This window comes from Pseudomonas sp. BTN1 (assembly GCF_001907715.1).
In the GTDB taxonomy this organism is placed as follows: Bacteria; Pseudomonadota; Gammaproteobacteria; order Pseudomonadales; family Pseudomonadaceae; genus Aquipseudomonas; species Aquipseudomonas paracarnis.
The window spans coordinates 34,847-60,974 of the sequence record NZ_MPBM01000043.1; the positions used below are offsets into that span (position 1 = coordinate 34,847).

General features: G+C 53.8%; 25 protein-coding genes and 4 pseudogenes. 11 read left to right on the forward strand and 18 right to left on the reverse strand.

Annotation, left to right across the window (positions count from 1 at the left end):
* Positions 1-11: 11 nt before the first annotated feature.
* From BMH52_RS21245 to BMH52_RS30030, 14 genes and pseudogenes are all read right to left on the reverse strand, one after another.
* Complete coding sequence (locus BMH52_RS21245) at positions 12-350, reverse strand: TIGR03745 family integrating conjugative element membrane protein (RefSeq protein WP_008437401.1); 339 nt, start codon at positions 348-350, stop codon at positions 12-14.
* An 18-nt stretch (positions 351-368) separates the two neighbouring features.
* Positions 369-608 carry a TIGR03758 family integrating conjugative element protein gene (locus tag BMH52_RS21250; protein WP_008437400.1) on the reverse strand — a complete coding sequence of 80 codons (240 nt, stop codon included), beginning with the start codon at positions 606-608 and terminating at the stop codon, positions 369-371.
* Positions 605-913, reverse strand: coding sequence for an RAQPRD family integrative conjugative element protein (locus BMH52_RS21255; RefSeq protein ID WP_178110642.1), 309 nt, complete (start codon positions 911-913; stop codon positions 605-607). Before BMH52_RS21255 ends, BMH52_RS21250 begins: the two co-directional genes overlap by 4 nt.
* 157 nt (positions 914-1,070) lie before the next feature.
* Positions 1,071-1,382, reverse strand: a complete 312-nt coding sequence (locus BMH52_RS21260; protein WP_008437393.1) for a hypothetical protein — start codon at positions 1,380-1,382, stop codon at positions 1,071-1,073.
* Positions 1,383-1,457: 75 nt separating this feature from the next.
* Positions 1,458-2,936: a UvrD-helicase domain-containing protein gene (locus BMH52_RS21265; RefSeq protein WP_008437391.1), complete on the reverse strand. Its 1,479-nt coding sequence runs from the start codon at positions 2,934-2,936 to the stop codon at positions 1,458-1,460.
* A gap of 9 nt (positions 2,937-2,945) precedes the next feature.
* Positions 2,946-3,701: a TIGR03747 family integrating conjugative element membrane protein gene (locus BMH52_RS21270; protein WP_008437388.1), complete on the reverse strand. Its 756-nt coding sequence runs from the start codon at positions 3,699-3,701 to the stop codon at positions 2,946-2,948.
* Between the two features lie 18 nt (positions 3,702-3,719).
* A complete protein-coding gene (gene traD / locus BMH52_RS21275) occupies positions 3,720-5,936 on the reverse strand; it encodes a type IV conjugative transfer system coupling protein TraD (RefSeq protein WP_024073353.1) in 2,217 nt (738 codons plus the stop codon).
* Between the two features lie 3 nt (positions 5,937-5,939).
* Positions 5,940-6,350, reverse strand: coding sequence for a hypothetical protein (locus BMH52_RS21280; RefSeq protein ID WP_008437384.1), 411 nt, complete (start codon positions 6,348-6,350; stop codon positions 5,940-5,942).
* A complete protein-coding gene (locus BMH52_RS29215; RefSeq protein WP_024073354.1) occupies positions 6,310-6,594 on the reverse strand; it encodes a hypothetical protein in 285 nt (94 codons plus the stop codon). Before BMH52_RS29215 ends, BMH52_RS21280 begins: the two co-directional genes overlap by 41 nt.
* A gap of 7 nt (positions 6,595-6,601) precedes the next feature.
* Positions 6,602-7,105 carry an integrating conjugative element protein gene (locus BMH52_RS21285; protein ID WP_008437383.1) on the reverse strand — a complete coding sequence of 168 codons (504 nt, stop codon included), beginning with the start codon at positions 7,103-7,105 and terminating at the stop codon, positions 6,602-6,604.
* Positions 7,102-7,659: a lytic transglycosylase gene (locus tag BMH52_RS21290; RefSeq protein WP_008437382.1), complete on the reverse strand. Its 558-nt coding sequence runs from the start codon at positions 7,657-7,659 to the stop codon at positions 7,102-7,104. The genes BMH52_RS21285 and BMH52_RS21290 overlap by 4 nt, the downstream gene beginning before the upstream one ends.
* Entirely contained in the window at positions 7,644-8,396 is a 753-nt protein-coding gene (locus tag BMH52_RS21295) for a TIGR03759 family integrating conjugative element protein (RefSeq protein ID WP_024073355.1), read from the reverse strand. The genes BMH52_RS21290 and BMH52_RS21295 overlap by 16 nt, the downstream gene beginning before the upstream one ends.
* Positions 8,397-8,436: 40 nt before the next feature.
* A complete protein-coding gene (locus BMH52_RS21300; RefSeq protein WP_024073356.1) occupies positions 8,437-9,153 on the reverse strand; it encodes a hypothetical protein in 717 nt (238 codons plus the stop codon).
* A 159-nt stretch (positions 9,154-9,312) separates the two neighbouring features.
* Positions 9,313-9,544 (reverse strand): annotated as a pseudogene (locus BMH52_RS30030) (DEAD/DEAH box helicase); the annotation flags it as partial.
* Positions 9,545-9,735: 191 nt separating this feature from the next.
* Here BMH52_RS30030 and BMH52_RS21310 point away from each other — a divergent pair.
* The 5 genes and pseudogenes from BMH52_RS21310 to BMH52_RS21335 form a co-directional block, all read left to right on the forward strand.
* A complete protein-coding gene (locus BMH52_RS21310) occupies positions 9,736-10,068 on the forward strand; it encodes a transposase (RefSeq protein ID WP_073844970.1) in 333 nt (110 codons plus the stop codon).
* A complete protein-coding gene (tnpB, locus tag BMH52_RS21315; RefSeq protein ID WP_024073357.1) occupies positions 10,065-10,400 on the forward strand; it encodes an IS66 family insertion sequence element accessory protein TnpB in 336 nt (111 codons plus the stop codon). Before BMH52_RS21310 ends, tnpB begins: the two co-directional genes overlap by 4 nt.
* A gap of 61 nt (positions 10,401-10,461) precedes the next feature.
* Positions 10,462-11,769 (forward strand): annotated as a pseudogene (locus BMH52_RS21320) (IS66 family transposase); the annotation flags it as partial.
* Positions 11,770-12,347: 578 nt separating this feature from the next.
* Positions 12,348-14,009 carry a group II intron reverse transcriptase/maturase gene (gene ltrA, locus BMH52_RS21330; protein ID WP_024073359.1) on the forward strand — a complete coding sequence of 554 codons (1,662 nt, stop codon included), beginning with the start codon at positions 12,348-12,350 and terminating at the stop codon, positions 14,007-14,009.
* A 104-nt stretch (positions 14,010-14,113) separates the two neighbouring features.
* Positions 14,114-14,335: pseudogene (locus BMH52_RS21335) on the forward strand (transposase domain-containing protein); the annotation flags it as partial.
* 38 nt (positions 14,336-14,373) lie between these two features.
* Here BMH52_RS21335 and BMH52_RS21340 read toward each other — a convergent pair.
* A complete protein-coding gene (locus BMH52_RS21340; RefSeq protein ID WP_024073360.1) occupies positions 14,374-15,336 on the reverse strand; it encodes an arsenic resistance protein in 963 nt (320 codons plus the stop codon).
* Between the two features lie 93 nt (positions 15,337-15,429).
* On the opposite strand from BMH52_RS21340, the gene BMH52_RS21345 reads away from it, so the two are divergent.
* From BMH52_RS21345 to BMH52_RS21355, 4 genes are all read left to right on the forward strand, one after another.
* A complete protein-coding gene (locus BMH52_RS21345; protein WP_024073361.1) occupies positions 15,430-15,864 on the forward strand; it encodes a helix-turn-helix domain-containing protein in 435 nt (144 codons plus the stop codon).
* Positions 15,865-16,129: 265 nt separating this feature from the next.
* A complete protein-coding gene (locus BMH52_RS29695; RefSeq protein ID WP_024073362.1) occupies positions 16,130-16,261 on the forward strand; it encodes a hypothetical protein in 132 nt (43 codons plus the stop codon).
* 514 nt (positions 16,262-16,775) lie between these two features.
* A complete protein-coding gene (locus BMH52_RS21350; RefSeq protein ID WP_024073364.1) occupies positions 16,776-19,235 on the forward strand; it encodes a heavy metal translocating P-type ATPase in 2,460 nt (819 codons plus the stop codon).
* A 46-nt stretch (positions 19,236-19,281) separates the two neighbouring features.
* Positions 19,282-19,680, forward strand: coding sequence for a zf-TFIIB domain-containing protein (locus BMH52_RS21355; RefSeq protein WP_073844972.1), 399 nt, complete (start codon positions 19,282-19,284; stop codon positions 19,678-19,680).
* A gap of 124 nt (positions 19,681-19,804) precedes the next feature.
* On the opposite strand, the gene BMH52_RS21360 is transcribed toward BMH52_RS21355, so the two are convergent.
* Positions 19,805-20,086 carry a DUF411 domain-containing protein gene (locus BMH52_RS21360; RefSeq protein ID WP_181125140.1) on the reverse strand — a complete coding sequence of 94 codons (282 nt, stop codon included), beginning with the start codon at positions 20,084-20,086 and terminating at the stop codon, positions 19,805-19,807.
* Positions 20,087-20,319: 233 nt separating this feature from the next.
* Here BMH52_RS21360 and BMH52_RS21365 point away from each other — a divergent pair.
* Positions 20,320-21,164, forward strand: a pseudogene (locus BMH52_RS21365) (IS66 family transposase); the annotation flags it as partial.
* Positions 21,165-21,925: 761 nt separating this feature from the next.
* On the opposite strand, the gene BMH52_RS21370 reads toward BMH52_RS21365, so the two are convergent.
* Together BMH52_RS21370 and BMH52_RS21375 are read right to left on the reverse strand one after the other, a co-directional pair.
* Complete coding sequence (locus BMH52_RS21370; RefSeq protein ID WP_019818115.1) at positions 21,926-22,600, reverse strand: heavy metal response regulator transcription factor; 675 nt, start codon at positions 22,598-22,600, stop codon at positions 21,926-21,928.
* 495 nt (positions 22,601-23,095) lie between these two features.
* The gene (locus tag BMH52_RS21375; RefSeq protein WP_024073368.1) at positions 23,096-24,439 is read right to left on the reverse strand and encodes an OprD family porin; all 1,344 of its coding nucleotides are present in this window, start codon (positions 24,437-24,439) and stop codon (positions 23,096-23,098) included.
* A gap of 392 nt (positions 24,440-24,831) precedes the next feature.
* Here BMH52_RS21375 and BMH52_RS21380 point away from each other — a divergent pair, with 392 nt between their 5' ends.
* The gene (locus BMH52_RS21380) at positions 24,832-26,103 is read left to right on the forward strand and encodes a TolC family protein (RefSeq protein WP_131672237.1); all 1,272 of its coding nucleotides are present in this window, start codon (positions 24,832-24,834) and stop codon (positions 26,101-26,103) included.
* The last annotated feature ends 25 nt before the right edge of the window (positions 26,104-26,128 follow it).

Sequence of the window (26,128 nt, forward strand, 5' to 3'; positions counted from 1 at the left end):
CCACGGCTCTTTTAAAGAATATTTGAAGCCTTGGTGACCAGAAAAATGGCGACACCGAGGATGGCGACGCCAACGGCGGCTGTCGCCCCCAGATCTCCCCATTTTTTCTTGCCAAGTTGAATTTCGTGGTAGGTGCCGAAGGCATGCCAAGCAACGCCACTGAAAATGACTGCGCAGATGATGAGGCCAAGCAAAGTAAAACCGTCAAAGGCGTAGTTCTGCATGGTTTGCATCAGGTTAGAGCCTTCCCCCCGGGTAGGAGGCTGAGACTGCGGAAGAGCCGCCATGGCCAGTTGGGGGAGAGCAAGCAACCCGATCAGCATGCGGCCCGGTTTTAAGAATGAAGTCATGGTGTATCTCCCATAGGGTCAACTAAGAACAAATGTGGTGAGGATCATGCAAAGCAGTAGGATGCGGACGAGCGAGGTCGAGGCAATCGTTCGATCAAGGTTGCCAGTGGCCCATCCTCGGTAGCAGCTCCAGATAGCCCAGGCGCCCCACATAAAGATGATGGCTACAGCGACGCCGACGAAAAACAGGTAGCTCGTCGAGGCAGGAAATCCTCCTGCCGCTTGAAACGCAGCAGCCTGAGCGCCGCTCATGCTCATGGCTTGCGTCCTTCGGTCGTGTATTGGCCTGACAGCTCAACAGGATCACGAGGCTGGGCTCGGGTTGGGGTTAGATAGCCCTCCAACCCATGACGAATTCGAGCGATATCACCTGCTAGACGCTGGTAATCGAAGAAGTAACGCTTGCCAGGTTCGTCGGCCACTTGAGCGCTACGACGTGCGGTGTCCTCTAAGGCATTCAACTGGCGGATCATCACGTCCAGGTTGGCCTGTTCGGAGGCTGAAGCAGCGGTCGCATGAGAGACAGGCAGGCCGCATCCAAAAAGTGCGATGAGGCCTGGCAAGGCAAGTCGGCAAGTGAGTGCAGTGAGACGCGGGTACTGGATCACGGCTGGGCTCTAGTCATTCCTGATGCCGTCAGCTTGCCGTGATCAAGCTATGGTCGCCGCAAGAAAACCATATTCAGGACTGTAAGGATTTCTTCTGACGGTACTGACACCATCAATCACAGTGGATAGGGCGTTTGAAGAACAGCAGATACCCGATGGGCAAGGCGAATCCGTAAGCCCAGCCTTGGGCGTTTTGATTGCCAACCTTGACTTCTCCTTTGACCACGGGCTGCACGCTGACCAGCTCCCAGCCTTCGCTGCCTAATTGAGCAAGGCGGTTTTGACGTTCAGAATCTTCCAGAAAACCCTGGGTGTCGGGTTCAGTGGTGGGCTCTTCGGACTTGAACATGAAGAGCTTTTTGGTTCTGACAACGTACTGAAAGGGAGAGAACTCAGTGTGGTATTCAAATTTCTGACGGCCCATGGCGACGTCCTCAATGTGCAGAGCTACCAGGGTTTCAATAATAAGCGCGTGCCAGCAATCTGAAATAGTTTGTTGCTAAGCGCGTGATTTCTGAGGTTGGAGTGCAGAGGTCCGAGCATCGACATAGCGCTGCATGATAGAAAGCACCATTGAGTTCAACGCTAGGATCTTCATCCCTCGCGTCACCGCCACGTACAGCAAATTCAACTCGTCATCTTTACGACCTTGATCGATATCGGGTGAAAGCGGATCAGCGCTAAAGTCGTCATACAGGCTGACAAAGTCCCACTCCAGCCCCTTGGCCTTGTGCCCAGTCGTGAGTGTCACGGTGGCGTCGAGCTCGTTATCTACAGAGCGGGAACGTAGGGTTTGGATCCGCTGGGGCAGGTCCGGATAGGCTGTAATGATCTTGATCGATCGCAACATCTCCGTATCCTGGCTTACCTCGGCTATTTCCACGTACTGTGAAAAGTCCCGGTAATCTCTCAACAGCCTGCGGTTCTGCACCTCATGGTTACGGTTGCGGCTGAATAGGTATAAATCTTCCAGATCGCGTAGCGAGTAGCTGTCGATACCGCCGACCCAGAAAATCTTGGGGTTGCTTGCGACCAGCTGCAGGGCGTTCTCGATGACGCCGGTCACGGTACGATGGATAAACGTGCGATGCGGTAGCTCTTCAGGCAGAGCCCGTTTAACCAGGGTATTGCAACCTAACCCCTGCAGCTTTCGTGTCTCACCCTTGTAAAAAAGAATGATGTTGGCCACATGCGCGACGGCAGGGCCGAAGCGAAAGCTTTGGGTCAGGTAGTGACGTTCGGCGTCGGCCATCCAGTCGCTGTTGAGCGCATCTTCTGCGCCGCGGAAGCGATAGATCTGCTGGTGGGGATCGCCGACTGCCACCTTGCGGACCCGTTGTATTTTTACTATGTCGGCAATAACTGGGTTCACGTCTTGACCTTCGTCGAGCAGAATGGCGTTAAATCGTTCGCTCAGGTCGGGCTTGCTTAGCTGATACAGCTTCAAGTAAGCGTCATGGGTGATCGACATTGCTGTGTCCTGCAGATCGATCATCCGGTTCCAGATGGTTTTAGCCACGTTTAAAGCATTGTTCAGGAAACGTTCCTGGGCACTTGTGAGCATTCGTTGCCCCTGGAATCTGGGAAAATGCACACGGCCCAACTCGTCATCGGCGCTGGCCATGAAGTTGTTAAGCGTGCTGAGGACATCCCGCACGAGCTCCCAGTCCTGGGTGTTGATGGCCCTTGCGATGTCCGTCAGGCGTAAGTTATTGGTCTGCTTGGTGGCGTACTGACTGCCATAGACTGCATATGCGAGGCCATGCGCCGTCTTACACACCACGTTTCTGCGTGGAAAGCGGCCCCTGGCAGCGAGCTCGACGGATTTGTTGTAGCAGAGGTAGAGCATTTTCACCGAGGCGTGTTGTGTGGCGTAGCCCACCAGTGTGGTGGTTTTGCCGGTACCGGCAAAAGCCTGAACCAGTAGCTTGTCAGCCGTGGAATGGATGATGGGCTGCTGTTCTTGTGTCCACTGCATGGGCAGCTCCTAAAGGTATTTTTTGAAGCTTGAAACGGTGATGTAAACGGACACACCCAACAGCACGGCGCAGGGCAACAGAATCAAAAGGGGGCTGATGCTGATGGGGATGGCCAGGTAGACCGTCCAGGGCACGATGGTCAGCGGAATGATCGTCCCCCGGGCTTTGTGATACAGGTAACTTGACTCGCGGCCGGAGCCGAATTTTCGTAGATCACGCCGCACCAGGCCATCGACCAAGCCAGTGAACGCCGCCAGTGCGAACAGCGGAATCGTCAACGTCAGAATGACCATTCGCACACAGAAGGTCAGGACTGTGTATAACGCGGCTAAGCCATAGTCCTGGAATTTGATCATCGCCCGACCGAGTTCGTAGCGAAGGTTCAAGGTTCCCGTTTGTTGTGGTGATGTTGAGCGAGCGTACTGTGTCAGTGCATTTATATTGTCCTGCATGCCGGTTTTCACCATCAGCCAGTCATAGACCGTTTGTGCCAGCCAGGTTGCCGTACGCCCCGGTTCTTTGATGACAACGCTGTGCAGCAGATCCTGGGACAGCCAGCCCAGTTCATGTTGGAACATCTGCTGAGCATGTTTCCAGCCGGCATCCGGCCAGAACGTGTACATGCAAAGCCATTCAACGACGATGGCGCCGAGCAAGGAGCCGAACATCACCCCCAAGAAATGAAAAGGGGTAGAGAACAGCATGCCCAGGAAGTTTTTTTGACCTTCCTGCTGTTGCTGGGCTTTTTCCGCGATATCGGCCATGGCTCTGTTCCTTCAAGCCTATGCGGCTTTTCCGTTATTGGCCATCTGGCGGAAGTCGTCTACCAAGTCATCAGGAAGCGACTCACTTAGTGCGTCATATCCCGGTGCTTGCCACCAGTCGCTGCTGGTTCCGGATCCTTTACGCATGCCCTCAACCAAGGCCTGAAGATCCTTGGGCATCACTTCATCGGGATCGCTTGCCGGCAACGGCATACGAATCTTCCACAAATTCCCGCCCTCTATCAGGGCAAAGCATTGCCCCTTGGGTAGGGCAACCACATGCGCCGGTTCGATCATCGGTACGCTGACACTTTGGATCTGATCGTGAGTGTTAGAGGTGAAAGCGGTGTTGCCGTTAATAGCGTCGTTTGCACTGCTTGCTGGTGTACTGGTAAACACCTGGACCTTTGGCAACTGGTTGGTCAGCAGCTCGGCGGTTGCAGTCTCACGTACACGTAACATGAACAGGTTGTTGAAGTTACCGATGACTTGGCCAGCTTTAGCCCGGTTACCGATTTTTGCCTCAATATCGCTCATGGTTTGGGTATAGGCCGTGACCTGCATGCCGGCACCACCGCCTTTGTTGATCATCGGTATGAATTCATCGCCCATCAGTTCGTTGAATTCGTCCGCATGTACGTTAATTGCTACCTTGCCGCCGGTGGCCCCGGGCAAGCCATCATCGATGCCAAACTTATAGATGTGACCCGCAACTGACACCAGGTCGCTGAACATCGAGTTGCCCACCGCTGCAGCTACCTCTGTATCAGATAAAGCGTCCAGGCCGACATAGACCACTGCCCGTTTGCGGATGATCTGCATCCAGTCAAAGATTGGTCGTGGGTCCTCAAGATCCATGTAGTCGGGAGATAGCAGCTCTGCAATCCGGCCTGTGGTCAGTTTTTCCAGCAATGGCAGAAGGCTGGCCACGATCTTGTCGAAATAGGTTTTGTCATAGCGTACGGCTGATCGCAGACCCTCCATCACTGGGTCGGAGATGCGTTGCTGAGTGAGGTACATGTCCAGGGCCACCACGCGTAGCGGTCGATCCTTCATGGCGAAACTGAGGTTCTTACGATCGATCTTTCCTTCCAGCTCAACGATGGTTTGCCAGGCTTTGGGATCATTTTCAGCAAAGTGCTTCTGCGCATACTCAATAAACAGCGCGTCAATGTTTGTCACATGCTTGAGGATCTGTTCATAGTCCGGCCGACGTCCCAGTGCCACGAGGGCGCGCGCGATGATGTTGACGAAACGCCAGGCGAATTCCCGGAATGCCGCGGAATTGCCTTCCCCCGAAAGTTGGCCGGCAATGCGGGTGGCAACCTCCGAGATCCGACCAAACCGGCCGACGGCGTTGTAGCGAGCGGAGTGATCGGGCCAGCCTAGGTGGAACACGTAGAATTCCTCCAGTCGGTTTGCGCGCTTGCATTCGATGTACATGCGCTTCAGGAGGTCTGCGTCGCCTTTAGGATCGAAGACAATCACCACTTCGCGGTCCAGGTCCATTTCTACATTGCGCTGGCTTCGATGAACGGGTTGCACGCGGCGCCCCATATGAACGCGGCGCCGGGGGCTACGGCGGGTACGCCTGATGTCTTGGGTGATAAACAACTCTGCCAAGCGGGTTTTTCCAACACGAGTAGTCCCCAATACAAGGGAGTGTCCAACCCGCTCACCCAGTGGCAGGCTGACATCCGCTTCGTTCGGCTCTATACCGTGTAAGCGCGGTAGCCCCCCGACTGGAGGAAGTGGACGCGCCGGGTTAAATGGCACATCCCACGAGGTAGCCTTTGACAGCAATTTGAGTGGAAAGGGTGCGAACTCCAGACGCTCCTCAATTCTGCGAGCAAAGGTATAGATAGACGTGGGCTCGACATACTCGGCGTACTTTGGGAGGTAAGTCTCCATCAACCGCTGAGTATGTTTTTGGGTCCAGCGAAAGCCTTTACCGATGAATAGCCGCTCATTGCTGACCGGCATGTCTTTGCTGGTCATGGTGTAGTGGGGTAGGCGCCGAATATTGCGCCGGTAACGCAGCACTACCAACGCTTGTTTGAGGCGGACGAACCCTAGACCCAGAAAGCCTGTACCGGCAACCATGCCGAATAAAGGCGTCAGAGCAACCGCCCAGGGCGCGAAAATACAGAGCAACGCCGCAGCGGCACATACGCAAACTGTGTACAGCTCAACAGCAGGGCGTAGTAACGACTCAATGGTGTAGGAGGTGGTCATGGATCACTTCCTATGAGTGAAAGGGGACAATGGCCCCACTGTTTCGAAATGGAAAACGACTGGCTTGCCTGTCTCAGCGATCAGCCCATAGGACTTGGCCAGGCGGTATATGGGGTGGTAGCTGTTAAGGGAGTTGACGTGTCCAGCAATGCGCTCTCGCCAGACTTCTAGTGGCATCGCTGCCTTGCTCAAATTACACGGCACGCACGCGGGCATCATGTTGCTGATGGCGTGGTTCTCTGGCCGCCCCAAAATGATGGCACCGGAGTACTTGCCGTCCACCCTCTCTGGTTCTCGCCATACTGCTTCCATGTGGTCCGCATGCCACCGGTCACCCAACAGCACACCGCAGTATGCGCAATGGCCCGCGAATTTAGCGTGAAGCTCGCAGCGTTGCTTCTTGGTCAGCTTCATGGGGCCGGGATCCTCCTTTCATGCGTGATGATGAATTGGCCAACTCTTGCCTCGCTTGCTCAACTGCCTCGGGCAGTCGTTCTTTTAGCCGCTGACATAGCTCCACCTCGTCACCAGGTACGCGGGCGATGACGGTGCCGCCATAGAGCTTGGCGACATAGGTGACCTGTTCAAAAAGCAGTTGGCCTGCTCGTGGGTCATCTGGTTGCTTGATGACCAAGGTGATGTGCGTAAGAGAGGCCATACCCTGGTTACTGCTGGATCGTTGTGGCAGTGATCAACAGCGGGTAATGCTGGACTCCCAAGCGCTGTGCCAGATCATTTGATGGAGCCGGGACCAACTGTAGATTTCCTGCCCATCGTTGGATTTCGGCAAACCGCTCGGCGCTGGCCACGTTAACCACAAGGCCCACTGCCTGCAGTTGCTGTAACTGATCGCGGCGCTGTGATAACCACTTTCTGGAGCTTTCATCGTCGCCTACAAGAAACAATGGTTGCAGGCCAGGTGCATTGATTACCCGGCCCTGTACCTGCCCGGGTGTCAGTTGGTCAGAGCGCACTGGAAACGAGCCTTGCCCACGCACACCAATATTCTCTGACTGTGCTGACTGCTCAGTAGGTTCTGGAGCCAAGTACTGGTAGTAGGGCAGAGCGGAAACACCCCCTCGGTCTTCAACAACAATCAGCGAGGTGGCATGCACTGCCATGGGGGAGGCCAAAGACAGCAAAACAGGCAGATGCAGCAATCTATTCATGGATTATTCGCCATCAGGTTGATACCGGTGACCCGGCTGAGGTGTTTGGCAAAAGCTCGTCGGTATCGGGCAGCGGGTTCGCCTCCGGCAGGGCGGTGGTACCGACCAGCAGCGGTGATCCAGTCGCCTCCTTTGGCTTTTTGCTCAGCCAGGATCTGGGCCGTAACCGAGAGGTTTTTGTACGGATCCAGCCCTTCGCAGGGATAGCTATAACGGTGGCCGTTGGCACCGATGTTGGTTTGTCCAAGCCCGACGTCGACTCTATTTGGGCCTGCGGTCTGAAGGGCGATCATCAACGCTCTGCAAGCATCGCTGCGTGTCGCAAAGCGATATCCGGCGCCGGCGACATTCAACGTCCAGGGCCAGGGGACGATCTGGCCGCGAAGTCGGGTGCCACTCTCTTGCAGTGCAACGGAGTACAGCACCTCGGACGGAACGCCGGCAGGCAGGGCAATCAACTGATAGGCCGGTGGCGGAACCTCGGCACCGTTAGCAAATGCCGCGGTGAGCAGTAGCCCCCCCGTTAAAGCCGCGCGAATTACAGACGCTGCCATTGTCCATTCACCTCGCGTACCACGGCCGGCAGCTCACCGCCGAGTCCAAGGCCAAGCCATCGACCGGCATCGTGATTCAATGTGATCTGTCGGCTTCTCACGCTGGCCGGTTCGACTCCAGCCAAGATGGCCCAGCGGCGAATTATTTCGTCATCACCTTGACTACCAACGAAGTACAGATCAAAGGACTGTTTCTGGTTTTGTAAGTCTTTGACGCGGTCAATACATGCGTTGCAACTGTCTTGAACAAAAACGGCTAGTCGTCCAGTGCCTTTCACAGCAGTTAACGCTCCCGAGCCAGGAGCAGATGCAGGGTTGGACGATAGTTGGATGACTTTTTCATTGGGGTAAAGACGTGCGAAGGCTTGGTCATAGGCCCTTTGGTACGCCAGTTCCTTATCGATACGCTGTCGCTCGGCTCGCACCTGCAGCTCTGCATAGCGTCGCCGCTCCTCCTCCGACTTCGCTTCGATGCCAAGTGCTGTCAGAGGATCCAGGCCTGGCGAATAGATTCCGCGAGGACCCTCCATCACAGTTTGAAAACGGGACCATTCTTGGGGGGTCAATCCCCACTCGCGGGCGAGTTCTGTCTGACTTGCTCCTTGAGAAGAGTTGTGAACTTCACTGTTCTGAGTGTTCGAGATCGACGTTGATTGCCCCGAAGCCGCATGACAGCCGTATGCAAACGCGAAGGTGGCCAAGCCTGCAATGAAACCCAAAATGTTCCTGGGCTTCATTGTTTTCGAGGAAGTGGTAGGGGAGTGCATAAAGGAGGTCCTATTGCGCGACGGTTACGGTTTGAGGTGTTCCGGCCACGTCAAAGCGTGCGGATCTTCCGTCCAGCGCGTTGAGTCGCCAGGCGGTGCCCGCCACAGCGTCACCAGGTCGGATAAGGTAAATTTGATTCAACTGCGTGCTGCCAGGCGGTGCTACGGACAAAAAGCGTTCACCGCCGCGATACTCGATACCGACAACGGTAAAAGGGGGTGTTTGCGGTGTGACAGTGGCGGTAGCGGGCGGTTTTGGCCGCTTTGGTTGGCGGGCAACGGGCTTAGGCTTGGGCTTGAGGGGCACAGCAGTGGTTTGTTTGATGCGTGACTGACTGAGTTCTTGAAGACGGCTATCGAGTGTTTCGACGCTGGCTTTGAGGACTAGCAATTCACCAGCAGACGCAGCATTTTGAGAGATTTCTTGCGCTGACTCCGTCGCTTGCTTTGCATACGCTTGTGCGGCATCAATTCGATTCGATAAAGCCTGCTGCCCGGCTCGGAAGTCCTCGTTGGTCACCAGGTGGTTGCCGGCTACCGTGCCCAGTCGCTCATCGACTTTGCCAAGCCGCGTCAACAACGCATCGAGCGACTCTTTGTCTGCAGTCGCAGCCAAGCTGGTGCGGAGTTGGGAGAGTTGATGATGCTCATAACACAGAATGCCTGCCAATAATGCAAGGCACAGACTGAGTATCGCTGTGGTTCGAGTAGGGCGTGGTAGGTTCATGGGCGTCCTCGCGCAAAAGCGAATACACCCTCTCAAACCAGTCTCTTAGGTGCATCAGGAAATAGGTTTTCCAGGACGCATGGTTTTTGAAGTGTCGAGTTGGCCGCTGGTAAATTGGGATCGTTATAAAAAAATGGCCACCCGAAGGTGGCCGTCAAACTATGAAGCAATGAGCTGCCTTGCAAGTGTCATTTCAACTGAATCACCATCTTGGTTCAGCGAGTCGAGACCAGAATCTGGCACATCTCCCGACGTGCTTTGAATCACGGCGATTTTCTTGGCCATCAACTGCAGGCAAGTAATCTGAGAGCTGCCGGCATAGCCAAAAAAACACCCTCACTGGCTGCTTTTGCCCAATCCGCCATCACCGTCGAAATGCCTGTTGCAAGGTGTTGGGTAAAGCCATATACCGTAGCCCCACTGCGCGGAGTAAAGTCTTAAAAACCCGTGATAATGATCTGCGGAGTCAGAATAAAGTGGGTAACCGTCCGGCCAGGTCATCTACCCAGCTCTGCAAAGCGAAGACATGGTGTGCATTTAAATTAAGTGGACACCAATTCTAGCCTTTCAAGCGGGTATTTCATGCAGCCAACACGCCGTTCCTATTCCAAATCCTTCAAAGCCCAGATCATTCAAGAGTGCGCCCAACCAGGCGCTTCGATTGCCAGCGTCGCGCTCGGCCATAGCCTCAACGCAAACCTCGTCCACAAATGGATTCGGCTGCAAACGCAGAAAATTCCGGCACACCCACCTGCATTTATTCCGTTAGCCATGCCGCTGGCGGGGGCGAACTCCCATCCAGCATCATCGAATATCTGCGTTGAAATACAGCACCCGCGCGCCATCATCAAAGTGGACTGGCCCACTGAAAGTGCTGCCGCCTGCGCGACTTTTCTTCGAGATATTCTGCGATGATTCACATCGACTCCATCTGGCTCGCCACCGAACCGATGGCCATGCGCGCAGGCACCGAAACGGCGCTAGCCAAGGTGATCGCGGTGTTCGGTGCGGCGCAGCCGCACTGCGCTTATCTGTTCGCCAACCGCCGCGCCAATCGCATGAAAGTGCTGGTGCATGACGGCTTCGGAATATGGCTGGCGGCGCGCCGGTTAAACCAAGGCAAGTTCCACTGGCCTGGCATCCGCCATGGTCCTGAGATGGAACTGGATGCCGAGCAACTTCAAACGTTGTTGCTGGGGCTGCCATGGCAACGCGCAGGTTCTGGAGGCTCGATCACACTGCTTTAACGGCAGCCATTAGCCTATCGGTCTATCGTCGCGAAACGCCCGCTCTGGCAAAGTCCGGCGTATGACTTCTTCGCCCAATCTCGACCAACTGTCTCCCAATCAACTGCGCGTCCTCGCAGCGCAGTTGCTCTCGCAAGTCGACACTATGGGCAAGAAAATCAACCGTGATCAAACAGTCATTGAGAAACAGACCCACGAGATCGCCCAGCTCAAGCGTTTGAAGTTTGCCAAGCGCAGCGAGCAGATGAATCCTGAACAGGCCAGCCTGCTAGATGACCTGATCGATACTGATATCGCGGCGATTGAGGCCGAGCTTCAGGCGTTGCAAATAGCACCAGAGGCGACCGAGGAAAAGCTAAGGCCCAAGCGCACGGCATTGCCGGCAGAATTTCCGCGAACGTTGATCCATCACGAACCGGACAACACTCACCGCCCATGCGGCTGCGCCCTGAAGCGCATCGGTGAGGACGTTAGCGAGAAGCTGGACTACACGCCCGGCGTGTTCACCGTCGAACGCCATGTCCGTGGCAAGTGGGTCTGCGATAACTGCGAAACGCTGATCCAGGCACCGGTTCCGCCGCAGGTCATTGATAAGGGCATCCCGACTTCGGGCCTGCTCGCACACGTCATGATCGCCAAGTTTGCTGACCATCTGCCGCTTTACCGTCAGGAATCGATCTTAGGTCGAGCGGGCTTGGCGATTCCACGTTCAACCTTGGCTCAATGGGTTGGCGTGACCGGAGTTCAGTTGCAGCCGCTGGTCGATGCGCTGCGCGAAGTAGTGCTTGGGCAACAAATCATCCACGCAGATGAAACACCGGTGCAGATGCTCATGCCGGGAACAAAGAAAACCCACCGCTCCTATGTGTGGTCCTACGCTACCAGCCAGTTCTCGGATGTGGCAGCGGTGGTTTATGACTTCAGCCCCAGTCGCGCCGGAGAGCATGCTCGCGACTTCCTTCAGGACTGGAATGGCAAGTTGGTCTGCGACGATTTTGGCGGCTACAAGGCCAGCTTTGAACTCGGCGTGACCGAGATCGGCTGCATGGCCCATGCACGGCGCAAGTTCTTTGAACTGCACGCTACGAATAAAAGCACGCTCGCCGAGCAAGCCCTGCGCTATATCCAGTTGTTGTACGAAATCGAAAGAGAAGTCAGAGACCTGGAGCCGGATTTACGGCGCCGAATACGGCAAGAAAAAGCCGTACCGGTGAAGGATAGGCTGCATGCCTGGATGAACGCGCAGCGTGATCTTGTGCCCGAAGGTTCGGCCATCAGCAGAGCGCTCGATTACAGCCTTAAACGCTGGGCAGCGCTGTCGCGCTACCTCGATGACGGGGCGGTTCCCATTGATAATAATTGGGCGGAGGTGCGACACGAAGTCGCTTAATGAAGTTGTTCCCCCTTGGTGGGAACCACCCGTGTCACCGGGTGAATCTAGAAGGCTGAATCAAGAGCGCCTTCGACAATGTTACGAGGCGCCGCAAGGTGCGGGGTACCAATCGTGAGAGGCGTACCCTTCTGGCAGCCATGGCCGGACAAGTGCTAGATAGTTGGTATGGTGAACACACGTGAATCTGCGCAACGATCGTTAAATTAAGCGAGCGGAAATGGCTTACACGCTCGAACCAAAATGGTAATGGAGGTGGGAACTGCGTCTTTCTACTACGCATTCGTGACCCACATGCCTCCCGGTCGATAGCAGGCACCTAACCCGACGCACTTCAGTAAGCGGAACGTGGAAATCCCGTATCGCTCCCGTCAGGGAAAGCCGTTTGTAAAAATTGCCCATGGCGGTGCGGGCGAAGGAACGAGGAAAAAGCGAACGCCGTCCTGTAATGGGTTGGATAGAGGTTGAAACATCACTTCACGCGAAAGCGGGCAGACGTCCTCATGGTCTCTCTTCACACGAGAGTAGGTAGAACCCTTTCAACGGAAGGAGAGCAAATGAACGCAGCAGCATTGGCGTGTGCACCTTCCGGCACGTCGTGGGACAGCATCGATTGGATCGCCGTACAACGTCGTGTCAGAGGGCTGCAAGCGCGTATTGTGAAGGCTGTACAAGATGGCAGACATAACAAGGTGAAAGCCCTGCAATGGCTGCTGACTCACTCGTTCAGTGGCAAGGCATTTGCTGTGAAACGGGTGTCTGAAAACAAAGGCAAAAATACCCCCGGCGTGGACAAGGTTACTTGGAATACGCCTAGGGCCAAGCTCGGCGCGATAGAGTCGTTGACGCGGCGAGGTTACTCGCCGCTCCCGCTTCGGAGAGTGCTTATTCCGAAGAAAAACGGCAAAACGAGACCTCTTGGAATTCCCGCGATGAAATGCCGGGCCATGCAGGCGCTTCATCTGCTGGCTCTGGAACCGATAGCGGAAACTACCGGCGACCCGAACTCTTATGGGTTCAGGCCGGAACGCTCAACTGCGGATGCCGTCGCACAGTGCTTTGGTGTGCTGTCACGAAAAGCAAACGCGGAATGGGTGTTAGAGGGCGACATTCAAGGCTGTTTCGACAATATCAGCCATGACTGGTTGATCGCCAACATTCCCATGGACAAGGCGATTTTGCAGAAATGGCTCCGGGCTGGTTATGTCTACCAAAAGCAGCTATTCCCCAGCCACGCCGGAACCCCGCAGGGAGGCATCATATCCCCGGGGTTGGCGAACATGACGCTGGATGGGTTGGAAGCGATGCTGGCGAAGAGATTTCCCAACGCGAAGTGGACAGCCCGAAAAATGCGCGTGGTGCGTTATGCAGATGATTTCATCATCACTGGTTGTTCGAAAGAATGGCTGGAGAATGAAGTCAGGCCCGCCGTGGTTGAATTTCTGGCAGAGCGTGGACTTGTCCTCTCTCCGGAAAAAACCAAGATAACGCACATAGGGGACGGGTTCGACTTCCTCGGATGGAACCTGCGCAAGTACAACGGCAAGCTCCTGATCAAGCCGTCCAAGGCGAACATCGGGGCTCTACTTGCCAAGCTGCGAGAGTTGATCAAGACCAACAAAACGATACGACAGGCTAACTTGATAGGTTTGCTCAACCCGGTTCTACGGGGCTGGGCGAACTATCACAGTCATGTCGTCGCCAAGAAGGTCTTCAACCAGGTGGACAGCGCAGTGTGGGAAATGCTCTGGCGATGGGCGGTACGTCGCCACCCTCGCAAGACACGCCGATGGGTGAAGGATCGGTATTTCAAAGTACAAGGGGCGCGCCGTTGGGTGTTCTCGTGTACTGAAAAATCCGCCGATGGTCGGAAGCGTCAGTACACGCTAGTAGACGCCTCAGACACACCGATTGTGCGACATATCAAGATTAAGGCTGCTGCCAACCCTCACGACCCTGCATGGGATGAGTACTTCGAGTCCCGCTGGGGCAAGAAGATGCTCACTTCCGTTAAAGGTCGAGCCAAGCTGTATCGGGTATGGGTGCAACAGGGCGGCAGGTGCTGCGCCTGCTTCAAGCCGGTGACCAAAGACACACCGTGGCACAGTCGCCATATTGTGAAGCTAGGTCATGGCGGGACGGACGCTGCGGCTAATCTTGAGATTTACCACCTGCGTTGCCCACGAGATGTGCAATTTGCCAATGTCGACGATGTATAACCGGGTGCCCAATGGCGCCTTAGCAGAGGCTTGAGCCGTGTGCTGGGAAACTCGCATGCACGGTTCTTAGGGGGTTGGACGCGGGCAACCGCGTCTGACTACCCGACAACCAGATCCGGCCATGGGCTCTTGGGCGCAAGAACTGGCTCTTCGCCGGGTCGCTACGCAGCGGAAAACGGGCTGCGGCGATCATGAGCTTGATCCAGTCAGCGCGGCTGAATGGCCATGATCCGTACGCCTATCTAAAGGATGTTCTCACGCGCCTGCCGACGCGGCGCGCGAGTGAGATTAACAAGCTGCTGCCGCACAGGTGGGCACCTGTTTAATCGCGCAGGGTGTTTTGTGCTTATGTCTTCCCTGGCATCTACATTTTGCGCCACACCAAAGCAGGAATTGCTCGGATGTAAATTAGTTCGCTGACCAACTCAATCAGCGTTTGAGTAATCACTGCTGCCGCAGCGAGCCCTCTGATTTCCTCGGGCAAGGCCAATGCCAATGGTAGAACTACCAATGAGTTTCGTGTCGAACTGCTGAAAGCGACAGATCTTGCCGTGCTAGCCGGTAACTTAAACGCCCGAGCCACCAGCGCACCCACCACGGGTGCCAAGAGCATGAAACCAATGTAGACGGGAATAACAGGCAGCAGCTTGTCCATGTCTCTGACCACCGTTGAAATCTGAGAGCCGATCACTACGACCAATACAGCCGCCATAGCTGGCACAGGCATCCAAGCCCATACATTGTTCCAGCCCTCAACGATGCGTGACCCCTTTGCCCCGGCAGCTGTTGCTACTGCCAAGACCAAGGGTAAAGCGATCAGCACTACGAAGGCCTCAACAAATGGGCCGACCGATATAACCACCGCCGAGTCATCACTCACCATGAAGGCTAGATAGAGGGGTAGTAGCACAAGCTGAAGCACGAGTAGTAATGGTGTTGCCGCCAGAGTCAGTTTGGAGTCGCCCTTACCGATATGGGTAAACACAACAACATAATCGATACAAGGCGTCAGCAAGACCAATAGTGCGCCCACCAAAATCGCCGGGTGGTCGGCTAGGCCCATCGTCAACGCCCAAACCAACAGGGGGATGGCGACGAAATTGGCGGTCAGCAGCGCGGTCATGAAACGCTTGTTTGCAAGCCCTTTGCGAAGATCCAAGAATGGGATCTGCAGAAACATGGCGTACATCAGCACAGCGATGGCTGGTGTCACCAACGCACCTAACGCTTGAGAGGCATCAGGTGCGAGCAGGCCCCCGATAGCCGCGACAATGACCGCGACGAAGTAAACGGGAATCTGGTTCTTCTCTAGCTGTTCTCTGTCCACGGAATGCCCTTAAAACGCGTGAAATCATTTTTCGATTGAGCAGGTTAATATCTGTAGCTACTACAGGTTCAAGAAAATGCTTGGGGAGTTTGGATGTCAGGAATCGGAGCGCTGTCGAAATCAACGGGTTGCCACATTGAAACGATTCGCTACTACGAGAAAATAGGCCTTCTCCCTCCGGCCCTACGGTCGACAGGGCGGCATCGAATCTATACCGAAAAGCATCGGTCACGACTCATCTTCATCAGGCAGAATCGTGAACTGGGCTTTCCACTCGACGATATCCGCGAACTCATTGCGCTCGCGGCAGATGCTGATCGTCCGTGTGCTGATGCGTTGTCGGTGGTCAAGAAGCACTTGGCAGAAGTGGAATCTAAGGTAGCTAAGCTCCTGCAGATCCGGATAGAGCTGCTCTCAATGGCAGGCACGTGTGAGTCAAGATGCCTAGGCTCGAACACTCCAGACTGTACGATTATTGAGTCACTGTTCGAACCCGCTGCTGGGGCTCGCTCTGGTTGCTGCTCCTAGACGAGTCAAGAGCATAGGGGAGCAAGCTGCCATTGAAACCGAATAGCGCGATAGTCTCGACAGGGTCTTTCGAGCGTCCGTCTACACCAAACGGGCTGGTGCAAGATGTGTTCGGCAGACGCTTACTAAAGTGGTGCGCCACTGCTGGCATAAAAATATCAAGCTATAGTGTTTGGGGCCCTCAATCTCGTGACCGTACTGAGCGAACGCTTACACGGCAGACGTTTGCCAGGGCATATACCTATCAACTGAAGGAGCAAGTTCTATGGCCATCAAACCTGGGCCCAAGCCAATTGCCGAATCAACCGGCAAGACAGACCAGCGTCGCCGTGTAACCCCCGAGAACAAGCCTAAGCATCCCGACCTGGACGTGCATAAGCACAAGAAGGGTGATTGATGAGACCCCGCCAGACATGGCGGGGTTTTATTCTCGGTTAGCAGGTGTCACCGGATTTCCAGTGGGCATCTCCTAATTAATGCCGAAAAGCTTGTAGTAGGGTTGTTGAGGAGGACATGCTGGTGCGACTGTGTCGAGGAGCTTTCTGGATATTTCTACCCTTAACCCTGTCGGCTACCGATGGTAATGAGCGCTTAGAGAGGTCTACAGCCGACACATGCCAATGGCGTCGAAAACCATCATGGCGGATTTCTCCAAACGTTTACTCGTAGGCTTCACAACGCGATTGACGACTTGCTCGATATGCATGACTCCCAGGGTGAAAGCTGAGTGGGCATTTGAGGTGCTGACCAACCTGGCTGATGCATCGCAGCATGCAGCTATCAGGCGCTCGCACTGAGGGACGTAGACTCGAGCGGCGCCCTCGGCCCAGTCGAAATTTCAAACTCATTGCTTGACACTGTAGCTACTACAGGCTGTTCAATGACGCCATATCCTTATTGGTAGATGCGTCATGAGCCAGGAAAACCCGTCGAAAGCCAAATTGCACCTCGTGCCGAAGTCGGACGATTGCTGTTCTGCTGACCCCCGCGAGACCTTCGCCAAACAGGTTCATTCTCGTGCACATCATGTTGAGCATGGGCCTGATCACGCCGAGAGCTTGGGCAGAACGGGATCGCATGCGTGCGGTTCGAAGGATTCTCAGCCTTGTGGAGCCAAGTCCACCGACCATAATCAAGACCATAGCGCACACGATCATGGCACTTCAGCTCAAGCCCATTCCGATGCCGACCATTGCTGTTTGAGCAAAGTGGATTCCGCAGGGGCGGTGACTTCACATTCGGCCATGGCTGAGCCAGAAGGCACGACCCTGGTTCGGTATCGCATTGATAAGATGGATTGCCCTACCGAAGAGCGGCTAATTCGTAATCGCTTAGAGCCGATGCCTGGCATCGCACGACTTGATTTCAATCTGTTGGATCGTGAGCTGACAGTGCATCATCGCTTGGATGATCCGAAGGCGATAGTCATCGCTTTGACCGCGCTGGATATGGGGCCCAATCTCATCGAGGCCGGCGCAACCCCGAATGCCATTTCACCTGCTCTGACGACGCGCTTGAAAGGGCTGCTGGCGGTCAGCGGTCTAGCTGCCATCGCCGCTGAAGTGATCGCTTGGACGACCGGACAGGAGGGTTCTTTGCCTGTAATGTCCTTGGCTGCGCTGTCCATTCTTACTGCTGGTCTACCAACTCTGAAGAAGGGGTGGATCGCTGTAAAGAACTTCACATTGAACATCTACTTCTTGATGTCTTTGGCTGTCTTGGGTGCCATGGTGATTGGCAAGTGGCCGGAAGCCGCGATGGTGGTTTTCCTTTTCGCTATTGCCGAAGCCATCGAAGCACTCTCACTTGAGCGAGCGCGTAACGCGATTAAATCGCTGACTGCATTAGCTCCTGAGACTGCGGAAGTCATGACCGAAGCTGGCTGGAAAGAACACCCGGTTGAGAATGTCGTTCTCGGCAGCCGTATTCGTGTTCGCACAGGGTCGCGGGTACCGCTGGATGCGAGGGTGGAATCTGGTCGTGCTGCTCTCGACCAAGCCCCTATCACTGGTGAAAGCTTGCCAGTAGATAAGGCAGAGGGGGATCCGCTATATGCTGGCAGTATCGTGACAGACGGCGTCGTGGAGGCGACTGTCACGGCAGTCGCTGGCGAAAGTACGCTCGCTCGTATTGCTGCCGCGATTCAGGATGCGCAGTCTCAGCGGGCGCCGACGCAGAGGTTCGTTGACCAGTTCGCACGGTATTACACCCCAGCCGTAGTGGCGGTGGCATTTCTTGTTGCCGTTTTAGGCCCAGTGCTGCTTGGTGGTACGTGGGGTGAATGGTTGTATGAGGCCCTGGTGTTGTTGGTCATCGCGTGTCCTTGTGCCTTGGTCGTCTCAACGCCTGTCACTGTTGTGAGTGGTCTTGCCGCAGCCGCACGGCATGGAATCTTGATCAAGGGTGGTGCCTACCTGGAAAGCGGGCGCCTGCTGAAGGTGGTTGCTCTGGATAAAACAGGCACGTTGACTCAGGGCAAGCCAGTTCTGACTGACTCAGATATATTCAGTGACTTGTCTATCGAGAAGGCAACTTTGATTGCTGCGAGTCTTGATGAGCAAAGTACCCACCCAGTAGCGAAAGCATTGGTCAATGGGTGGAAATCGCAGCAGCCTGGCGCTGTGGCTCTGCCTGTCAGTGACTTCAGTGTGCTAAATGGCCGAGGCGTGAAAGGCACGATCGACGGTCATCTTTGGCATCTAGGCAACCATCGTTTGGTTGAGGAGTTGGGCGTGTGTTCTTCGGAGCTGGAGGCCAGACTTTCACGGCTTGAGGAAACTGGCAAAACGGTGATCGTGCTATGCGGCAATAGCGGCCCCGCCGCGATATTCGCGGTCGCAGACACAGTCCGACCGGAGAGTGTTGAAGCTGTGGCTGCTTTGAAGGCTTTGAACGTGGTTCCAGTAATGCTGACTGGGGATAATCCTGCGACGGCGAGGTCGATCGCTGAGCAATTGGGCATCGAGGATGCCCGTGGAAATCTGATGCCAGAGGACAAGCAGACTGCAGTCGCTGAACTCAAACGCAGATATGGCGCCGTTGGGATGGTTGGTGACGGCGTTAATGACGCCCCCGCCTTAGCGCAATCCGATATAGGTTTCGCAATGGGAGCCGCAGGGACAGCGACAGCTCTCGAAACAGCTGACGTTGCGATCATGGACGACGACCCTCGAAAAATCGCGTACTTTATCAGCCTGAGTCGCCGATCCGCCTCGGTTCTAAAGCAAAACATCATTTTGGCTCTGGGCATAAAAGTTGTCTTCTTGGCGTTGGCTCTCTCTGGTTTCGCGACATTGTGGATGGCCGTTTTCGCCGACATGGGGGCGAGCTTGCTCGTCGTATTCAATGGCTTGCGGCTGCTGCGTCGGTGAAATGGCTGCTGCGTTTTATATAGCTCATTCGCTGGAGGAGAGAACCATGCACTGCCCAGTTTGCAAAGAAGTACTGTTGGTAATGTCGGAACGTCAAAACGTTGAAATCGACTATTGCCCGCAATGTCGAGGTGTTTGGCTTGACCGGGGAGAACTCGACAAGATCATCGAGCGTAGCCAGCAGGAAGAACAAGAAGCTCGTTTTCTTCCACAGAGCGTATCTCAGTCGCTGCAAGGTACACCTCCGTCTGAACCTGTGTATGCCCAGCCGTCTTCTGGCCACCATGACAACAAACGCGGCACTAAGCACGGCCACTCCGCGCCGCAGCCTGGTCACGGTGGTGGTTGGCGGGACGGATATCAGAACGGCCATCAGAATCAGTCGAGGCATCAGGAAGAGCAGGTTTATCATAAGAAATCGTTTTTACGGGAAATTTTCGACTAATATTTGCTTGGATACAGCGATCCGCTAATCAGACTCCAGCCGGAAGATTTGATCAGCCGGCTGTAGCTTTTTCGAAACCCGGTATCCGGTATTCAACCAGTTTAGTAGAGCGGTTCCTCAGCCACTAGCGGGCCCGAAAATCCTGTAAAACCGTCTCTCCCCTTGACTTGCTCATCCCAATTACCGGGTAGGCGCTGCGTCGGTCACCTGACTCCATTCCGAGCGATCCCACGGGCATACCGAAGGCAGCTATTCCGTCCAGATTGGCTCGTCGACTTAGTTCAGCAATTTGTGTGACCGGAACATGGCCTTCGACGAATTTCCCACTTACAACTCCCGTGTGGCACGACGCCAGATTTACGGGTACGCCGAGCTTCTCGTTCATATCGCTAATGTTGTTTTCCATATAGTCGACCACTCCTTCAGATAAGCGATCCACCTGGTCCAGCAGCCACAGTTAGGGGCTTTGTAGACGGCAATTGATTACGCTGCCTGTAACAATGAGGCTGCATTTAGCGTTGCAACGAGTGCAATGACTTGAACGGTCTTTTTGAATGAATTCATGGCTGATGCTACTTAACGAAGAGAAAGAGAGGAGGAGTTAGCGTGCATAGCCTCACCGACGGTGGCCAGATGGCCGTGACTGGGGTTCAGTTCCAGCCGCTGGTTGATGCGCTGCGCGACGTGGTTCTCGGGCAGCAGATTATTCAAGCCGATGAGACACCTGTGCAAATGCTCATGCCGGGAACTAAGAAAACCCACAGTTCTTATATTTGGTCCTATGCCACCAGCCAGTTCTCGGACGCGGCAGCGGTGGTTCACGACTTCAGCCCTAGCCGCGCCGGAGAACACGCTCGCAACTTCCTGAATGACTGGAAGGACAAGCTGGTCTGCGATGATTGTGTCGGTTACAAAGCCAGCTTCGAACTAGACGTGACCGAGATCGGGTGAATGGCTCATGCGCAACGTAATTTCTTTGAGCTGCACGCTAAGAATAAAAGCACGCTTGCGGAGCAAGCTCTGCGTTATATCCAGTTGTTGTACGAAATTGAAAGCGAAGTCGCGATCTGGGGCCGGATTTACGACTCCGAATACGGCAAGAAAAAGCTGTACGGGTGATGAATATGCTGCACGCCAGGTTGATTGCCTAGCGTGACCTCGTGCCTGAAGTCTCAGCCATCAGCAGAGCACTCGATTACAGTCTCGAACGCTGGGCAGCGCTGTCGCGCTACCTCGATGACGGGGCTGTACCCATAGACAATAACTGGGCAGAGAACCAGATCCGATCATAGGGCCTTGGGCGCAAGAACTGGCTCTTTGCAGGGGCCTTACGCAGCGGAAAACGTGCGGCAGCGATCATGAGTCTGATCCAGTCTGCGCGCCTGAATGGTCATGATCCGTATGCATATCTGAAGGATGCTCTCACGCGGCTGCCGACGCAGCGGGCGAGTGAAATCGATCAGTTGCTGCCGCAATCTTTTTAATCACGCAAGGCGTGATGCCCGGACGCTTATGGCGATACTCAAGCTAATGCAAAAGTTCTGACGATTGAGCAAGTGTGACGGCTTAACCCGACGGCAAGGGGAGGTGTCGAATATCGTCAACCATCAACGCAAAACGCCGTAATCGTTTCAATATGTAGCTTTCACTGTAGAGTTTAAAAGCGTTATGCAATGAGCTTGCAAGGTATCTAGAGAGCCGGAGTGATTCACTTGCTCGCCTTCAGAGATCATAGAGTATGCGACCTTTAAGTCACGACCGTATTGTCCACTCCATGGCATGCTTAGGCTTCATGCCCCGGTAGATTTATCATATCCACACGCAACTACATGGATATGTGCGCCGTGGCACCGTCACGTAGTTCGTCTCACCAGATTATGAGAGTATCAACTGATAAAAATCCACGTTCCTTGAACTACACTTTATCATCGGCAACTACGTTACTCACAAATACCTAAAGTGAAAGCGGGTCTGAACGCTTCCACATACATTGGACACTGAAATCCAGCTTGTGGATAAGCATTATCGAGCGCTGTTTCGGGGGGGTATGGTGTTTTTTCGCACCACGGTTTTGGACCGGTAGGCGAGTTGAAAGCTTCGATTAGCAAGTTTTTTGCGCGCCGAAATGTATATCCGACGCGGTAGGCCAGAAGCGCCAAGTGAAAGACAAACTTGGATGAAACCTGAAGTGCCCGTGAGTCGGCGAAATCACAGGAGCGTATGTGATTGCTTCAAGAACAGCACGCTAGCGTTTTTCTAGAACATATCCTACGCCTCTGAGTGTATGTATCAGTTTGTTTTCAAAAGGATCATCCATCTTGGCTCTTAATCTTCTAATTGAAACTTCTACAACATTTGTATCGCAGTCGAAATTCATGTCCCATACCTGAGATATGATCTGTGTACGACTCAGGACAATTCCCGTATTTCTCATTAAATAGTGCAGAAGTGCGAATTCCTTCGTTGTTAAGTCGATACGCTGACCGTCTCTAAACGCCCTATGACGGCTTTGATCCAGCTCCAGATCGGCTACGCGAATGATCTCAACAGATGCTGGATTATCAGACCTGCGCATCAGTGCGCGAACTCGAGCAAGCAGTTCCGGGAATTCAAAAGGCTTAATTAGGTAATCATCTGCACCATTCTCTAGTCCTCTGATTTTATCAACCAAGCGACTTCGAGCAGTAAGCATCATAATTCTACAAAGACAATTGTTTCTTCGCAACAATTCAAGTACCTGCCACCCATCCATCTCCGGCAGGTTGATATCTAGGATGATTAACTCGTACATATGTTGTTTGGCCAGAAAAAGCCCGTCGTATCCGGTATGTACGCAATCCACGATATAACCGCTCTCCGTAAGGCCTTGGCGCACATATTCGGCAGTTTTTACTTCGTCCTCAATTACCAGAATTCGCATTGGATTTTGTCTCGATATGACTGAGCTGTTTTAACTACGCGAATGCGCTGTCATCATTGGCAGGAATGATAATTCAAAACCACTTGGGTGGGGGCTAAATAACGTACTTGTAATCAGTGAGCAATACACTTGATAACATCGCGATATATTATATCGTGGCTCGGACCAACCAGTTGCGGGTTATTTCTCTACTGCTGAATTGACCTTATGAAATGTTGGGTTGTTTTTTTTATTATGGCCATTTTATTCCGTGCAGATGAGGGCGATTTTTCTCATGCTGAAGAAGGCGGTCACTGGTGCAGTCATGAACTCCATCGGGACGCGGTGCGCGTACTCGAAGATTTACTCGAATTTTAGGTAAAAAAAAGCGCCCCAGGGGGGCGCAAAATATTCACCTTTTACCAAAGGAGCATTTAAGCAACTCAAGGTGAATTCTTTAAGCTCGCTATTTTTGTTTTAGGCGAGTCACATGAATAAATCGATCTTGTTTAGGGCTCACAGTATCGAAAGTGGATATTCAACGATCAGGCGTACTTCATCCAAGTCCGATTCGAATGCAGTGGCACGAGTATTTGCTTGACGTAATCGCAAGGAAAGATCTTTCGCCGCACCTGTTTGTACGACGTATTTGACTTCAATATCACGCTCCCAACGTTTTTGATTCGTGAGCGGATCGCCGTTACCATCAGTGCGCATATAGAATTGATTGGCGTTCGAATAGTCTGCACCAGAACCTCTGGCATAACGAGTCATGAACGATAGCCCCGGAATACCGTAGCTGGTCATGTTCAAGTCGTAGCGCAGCATCCAAGAGCGTTCCTTCGGTGAGTTGAAGTCGCTGTACTGTATTGAGTTGTCAACGAAGATTGAGTCTGATTGACGAAGGTAGTCGAAGTCGTCATCGCCATTGTTTCGCTGATGAGACAGTGCAAGAGTATGCGCACCGTACCGGACGCCGAGCTTGGCGCTCCATATATTGTTGTCGAATTCGCCCAGGCGCTTCTTGCCTTCATCTACAGCTTTGTAGTAGTTGAATCCGCCGATAAGCGTCAAATCATCGCTGAGTGGGTAAGTGAGGCTGCTACCGGCATAGTATTGATTCCAAACATCCTTCAATTGGCTGGCGTAAAGGCTCACCGTGATGTTGTCGTTGACTTGGTAATCACCGCCGCCGTACCCAATCCAAGGCGAGTTGACCGGGCCGGCATAAAATGTGGCAAAGTTATCGTTCAAGTTGCTGGAACCAGGCTGGCTCATCGCATGCAGTCGACCACCCTGCAAGGTTAGGCCTTGAATGCTACTATTTTCGACCGTCACGCCGCGGAAACTTTCAGGGAGTAAGCGAGAATCTCCCGATGCCACGACGGGTGTTGCGGGGAAAACATCTCCAACCTTTACGACAGTATCAAACAGCCGAAACTTCGCTGCTCCACCCACCTTAGTGTATTCATCACGTGCTTCGCCGTCACCGTTAACAGGCAGCACGTCAAAGCTGCTACGGCCACCGTTGCGCCCGCCACCAGTATCAAGCTTGATGCCAATCATTGCAAACGCATCTATACCAAAGCCCACAGTGCCCTGCGTAAAACCAGAGTTGAATTTAGTGATTATCGCATGTGCCCAAGCTTCGGAATAACCGTTGGTATTGCCTTTGCCGCTGTTGAAAGTCGGCGCAGATGCATCACGATTATCACGATTGAAATAGAAGTTGCGGTTTAGAACAGTAAGGCTGCTACCTTCAATAAAACCTTCTGGTTTACCTTCCGCTTGTGCCGTGAGGGCATAGCTTCCAGAAAAAGCTGAAACCGCAGCCAAATACAAAGTTACTTTGTGTCTCATGCGATGCTCCTTTGATTACGGCAGTTTTTATTATGATTTACCTACGCGGGTATAGTCTGTTGTTTTGGCCCGGTGGAGCACTTAGAATAGCGCCTGGGTCATATTTGCAGATCAAAGATAACGAGTCGGTGACGGGGTGATTACAATTCTGTTATCAGGTATTTCCACCGTTGCAGGGCTTCCAGAATCTTTTTCACTAAATCCCTGCGTTTCGCCTGAAAGCTTTCTATTTCGACTATCCCCCCAGGGTTTCTAACGAAATTGTAATTTTATAGCCACCCCTCTGATAGTGATCGCTGATTAGAGTGCCATCACCTGATCCAGAGGAGCTTGGCAGCTGTTTAGGCGTTCTCGCCAAGCTTTATCAAAGTTTGTGCATGAGGACTATCAAAGTGCCCTGGTATAATCACATTGCTTTATCTAAAACCCCCATCTTTCCTTTGAAAGTCTTTGTGTTCTGTATGGTCTTGTCTGGATTGTGGGTGCCTGCCGCATTTGCCCAGAGTCTCAGTCTGGCTGAAGCGCTTTCGACGGCAATAGACGCTAACCCCGATCTTGCAGCAGCACGTCAAGAGATCGGAATCTCTGAAGGAGTGCGCAAGCAGGCTGGACTCATCCCCAATCCTGAAATTTCTTATCAAGTAGAAGACACCCGTCGTAATACCAGCACGACGACTGTCGCGCTTAGTCAGCCGTTAGAGTTGGGTGGCAAGCGACGTGCTCGTGTCGAGGTTGCAACCTACGGTCAAAGCGTCGCGCAGTTAGAGCTGGACCGTCGAGTCAATAGCCTTCGTGCAGATGTTGTTCAATCTTACTACGCTGCTTTGAGAGCTCAGACCGGCTTGAATCTGGCAAAACAATCATTGGAGCTCACCGAACGCGGTCTGCGCATCGTCGATGGACGGGTGCGTGCCGGTAAGTCCTCGCCGGTGGAAGCCACGCGCGCTCAGGTGCAACTGGCTGAAGCCAAGTTACAGGTAAGGCGCGCTGAAACCTTGAAGTCAACGGCTTACCAGCAATTGGCCCAGTTAATAGGCAGTTCGGTCACTGCATTTGATCGTCTTGACTCGCCAGACCTATCTCCCGGCAAGCCGCCGCAAGCTACAGAATTACTGGCGAAGCTCGATCAAACCGCAGATATGCGTCAAGCGCTTGCTCAAATAGATAAGAGCGATGCCTCACTAGGCGCGGAAAAGGCGCAGCGCATCCCGAATCTCACCGTGAGTGTTGGTAGCCAATACGACCGCTCTATTCGCGAGAGGGTCAATGTCGTGGGGCTGTCGATGCCTTTACCGCTGTTTGATCGCAATCAGGGCAACATTCTTTCCGCTTCTCGCCGCGCAGATCAGGCCCGAGACCAGCGAAACGCTGTTGAGCTCAGGCTACGTTCCGAAACTCAAACCGCAGTGAATCAGTGGGCTACCGCCATGCAGGAGGTCGAGTCCTATGACAAGACGATCCTGCCTTCAGCTCAACAGGCCGTGGATACCGCAACTCGTGGATTTGAGATGGGCAAATTCGGTTTCATCGAAGTGCTGGATGCTCAGCGCACCTTGATAGTTGCTCGTGGCCAGTACCTCGACTCTTTGGCGGCTGCGACCAATGCGCGTGCTCAAGTGGAAAGGGTGTATGGCGACGTCGGCTTGACTGCCAATACGCGCTGAACAGGCCAGGCATTTTCCTTGTATG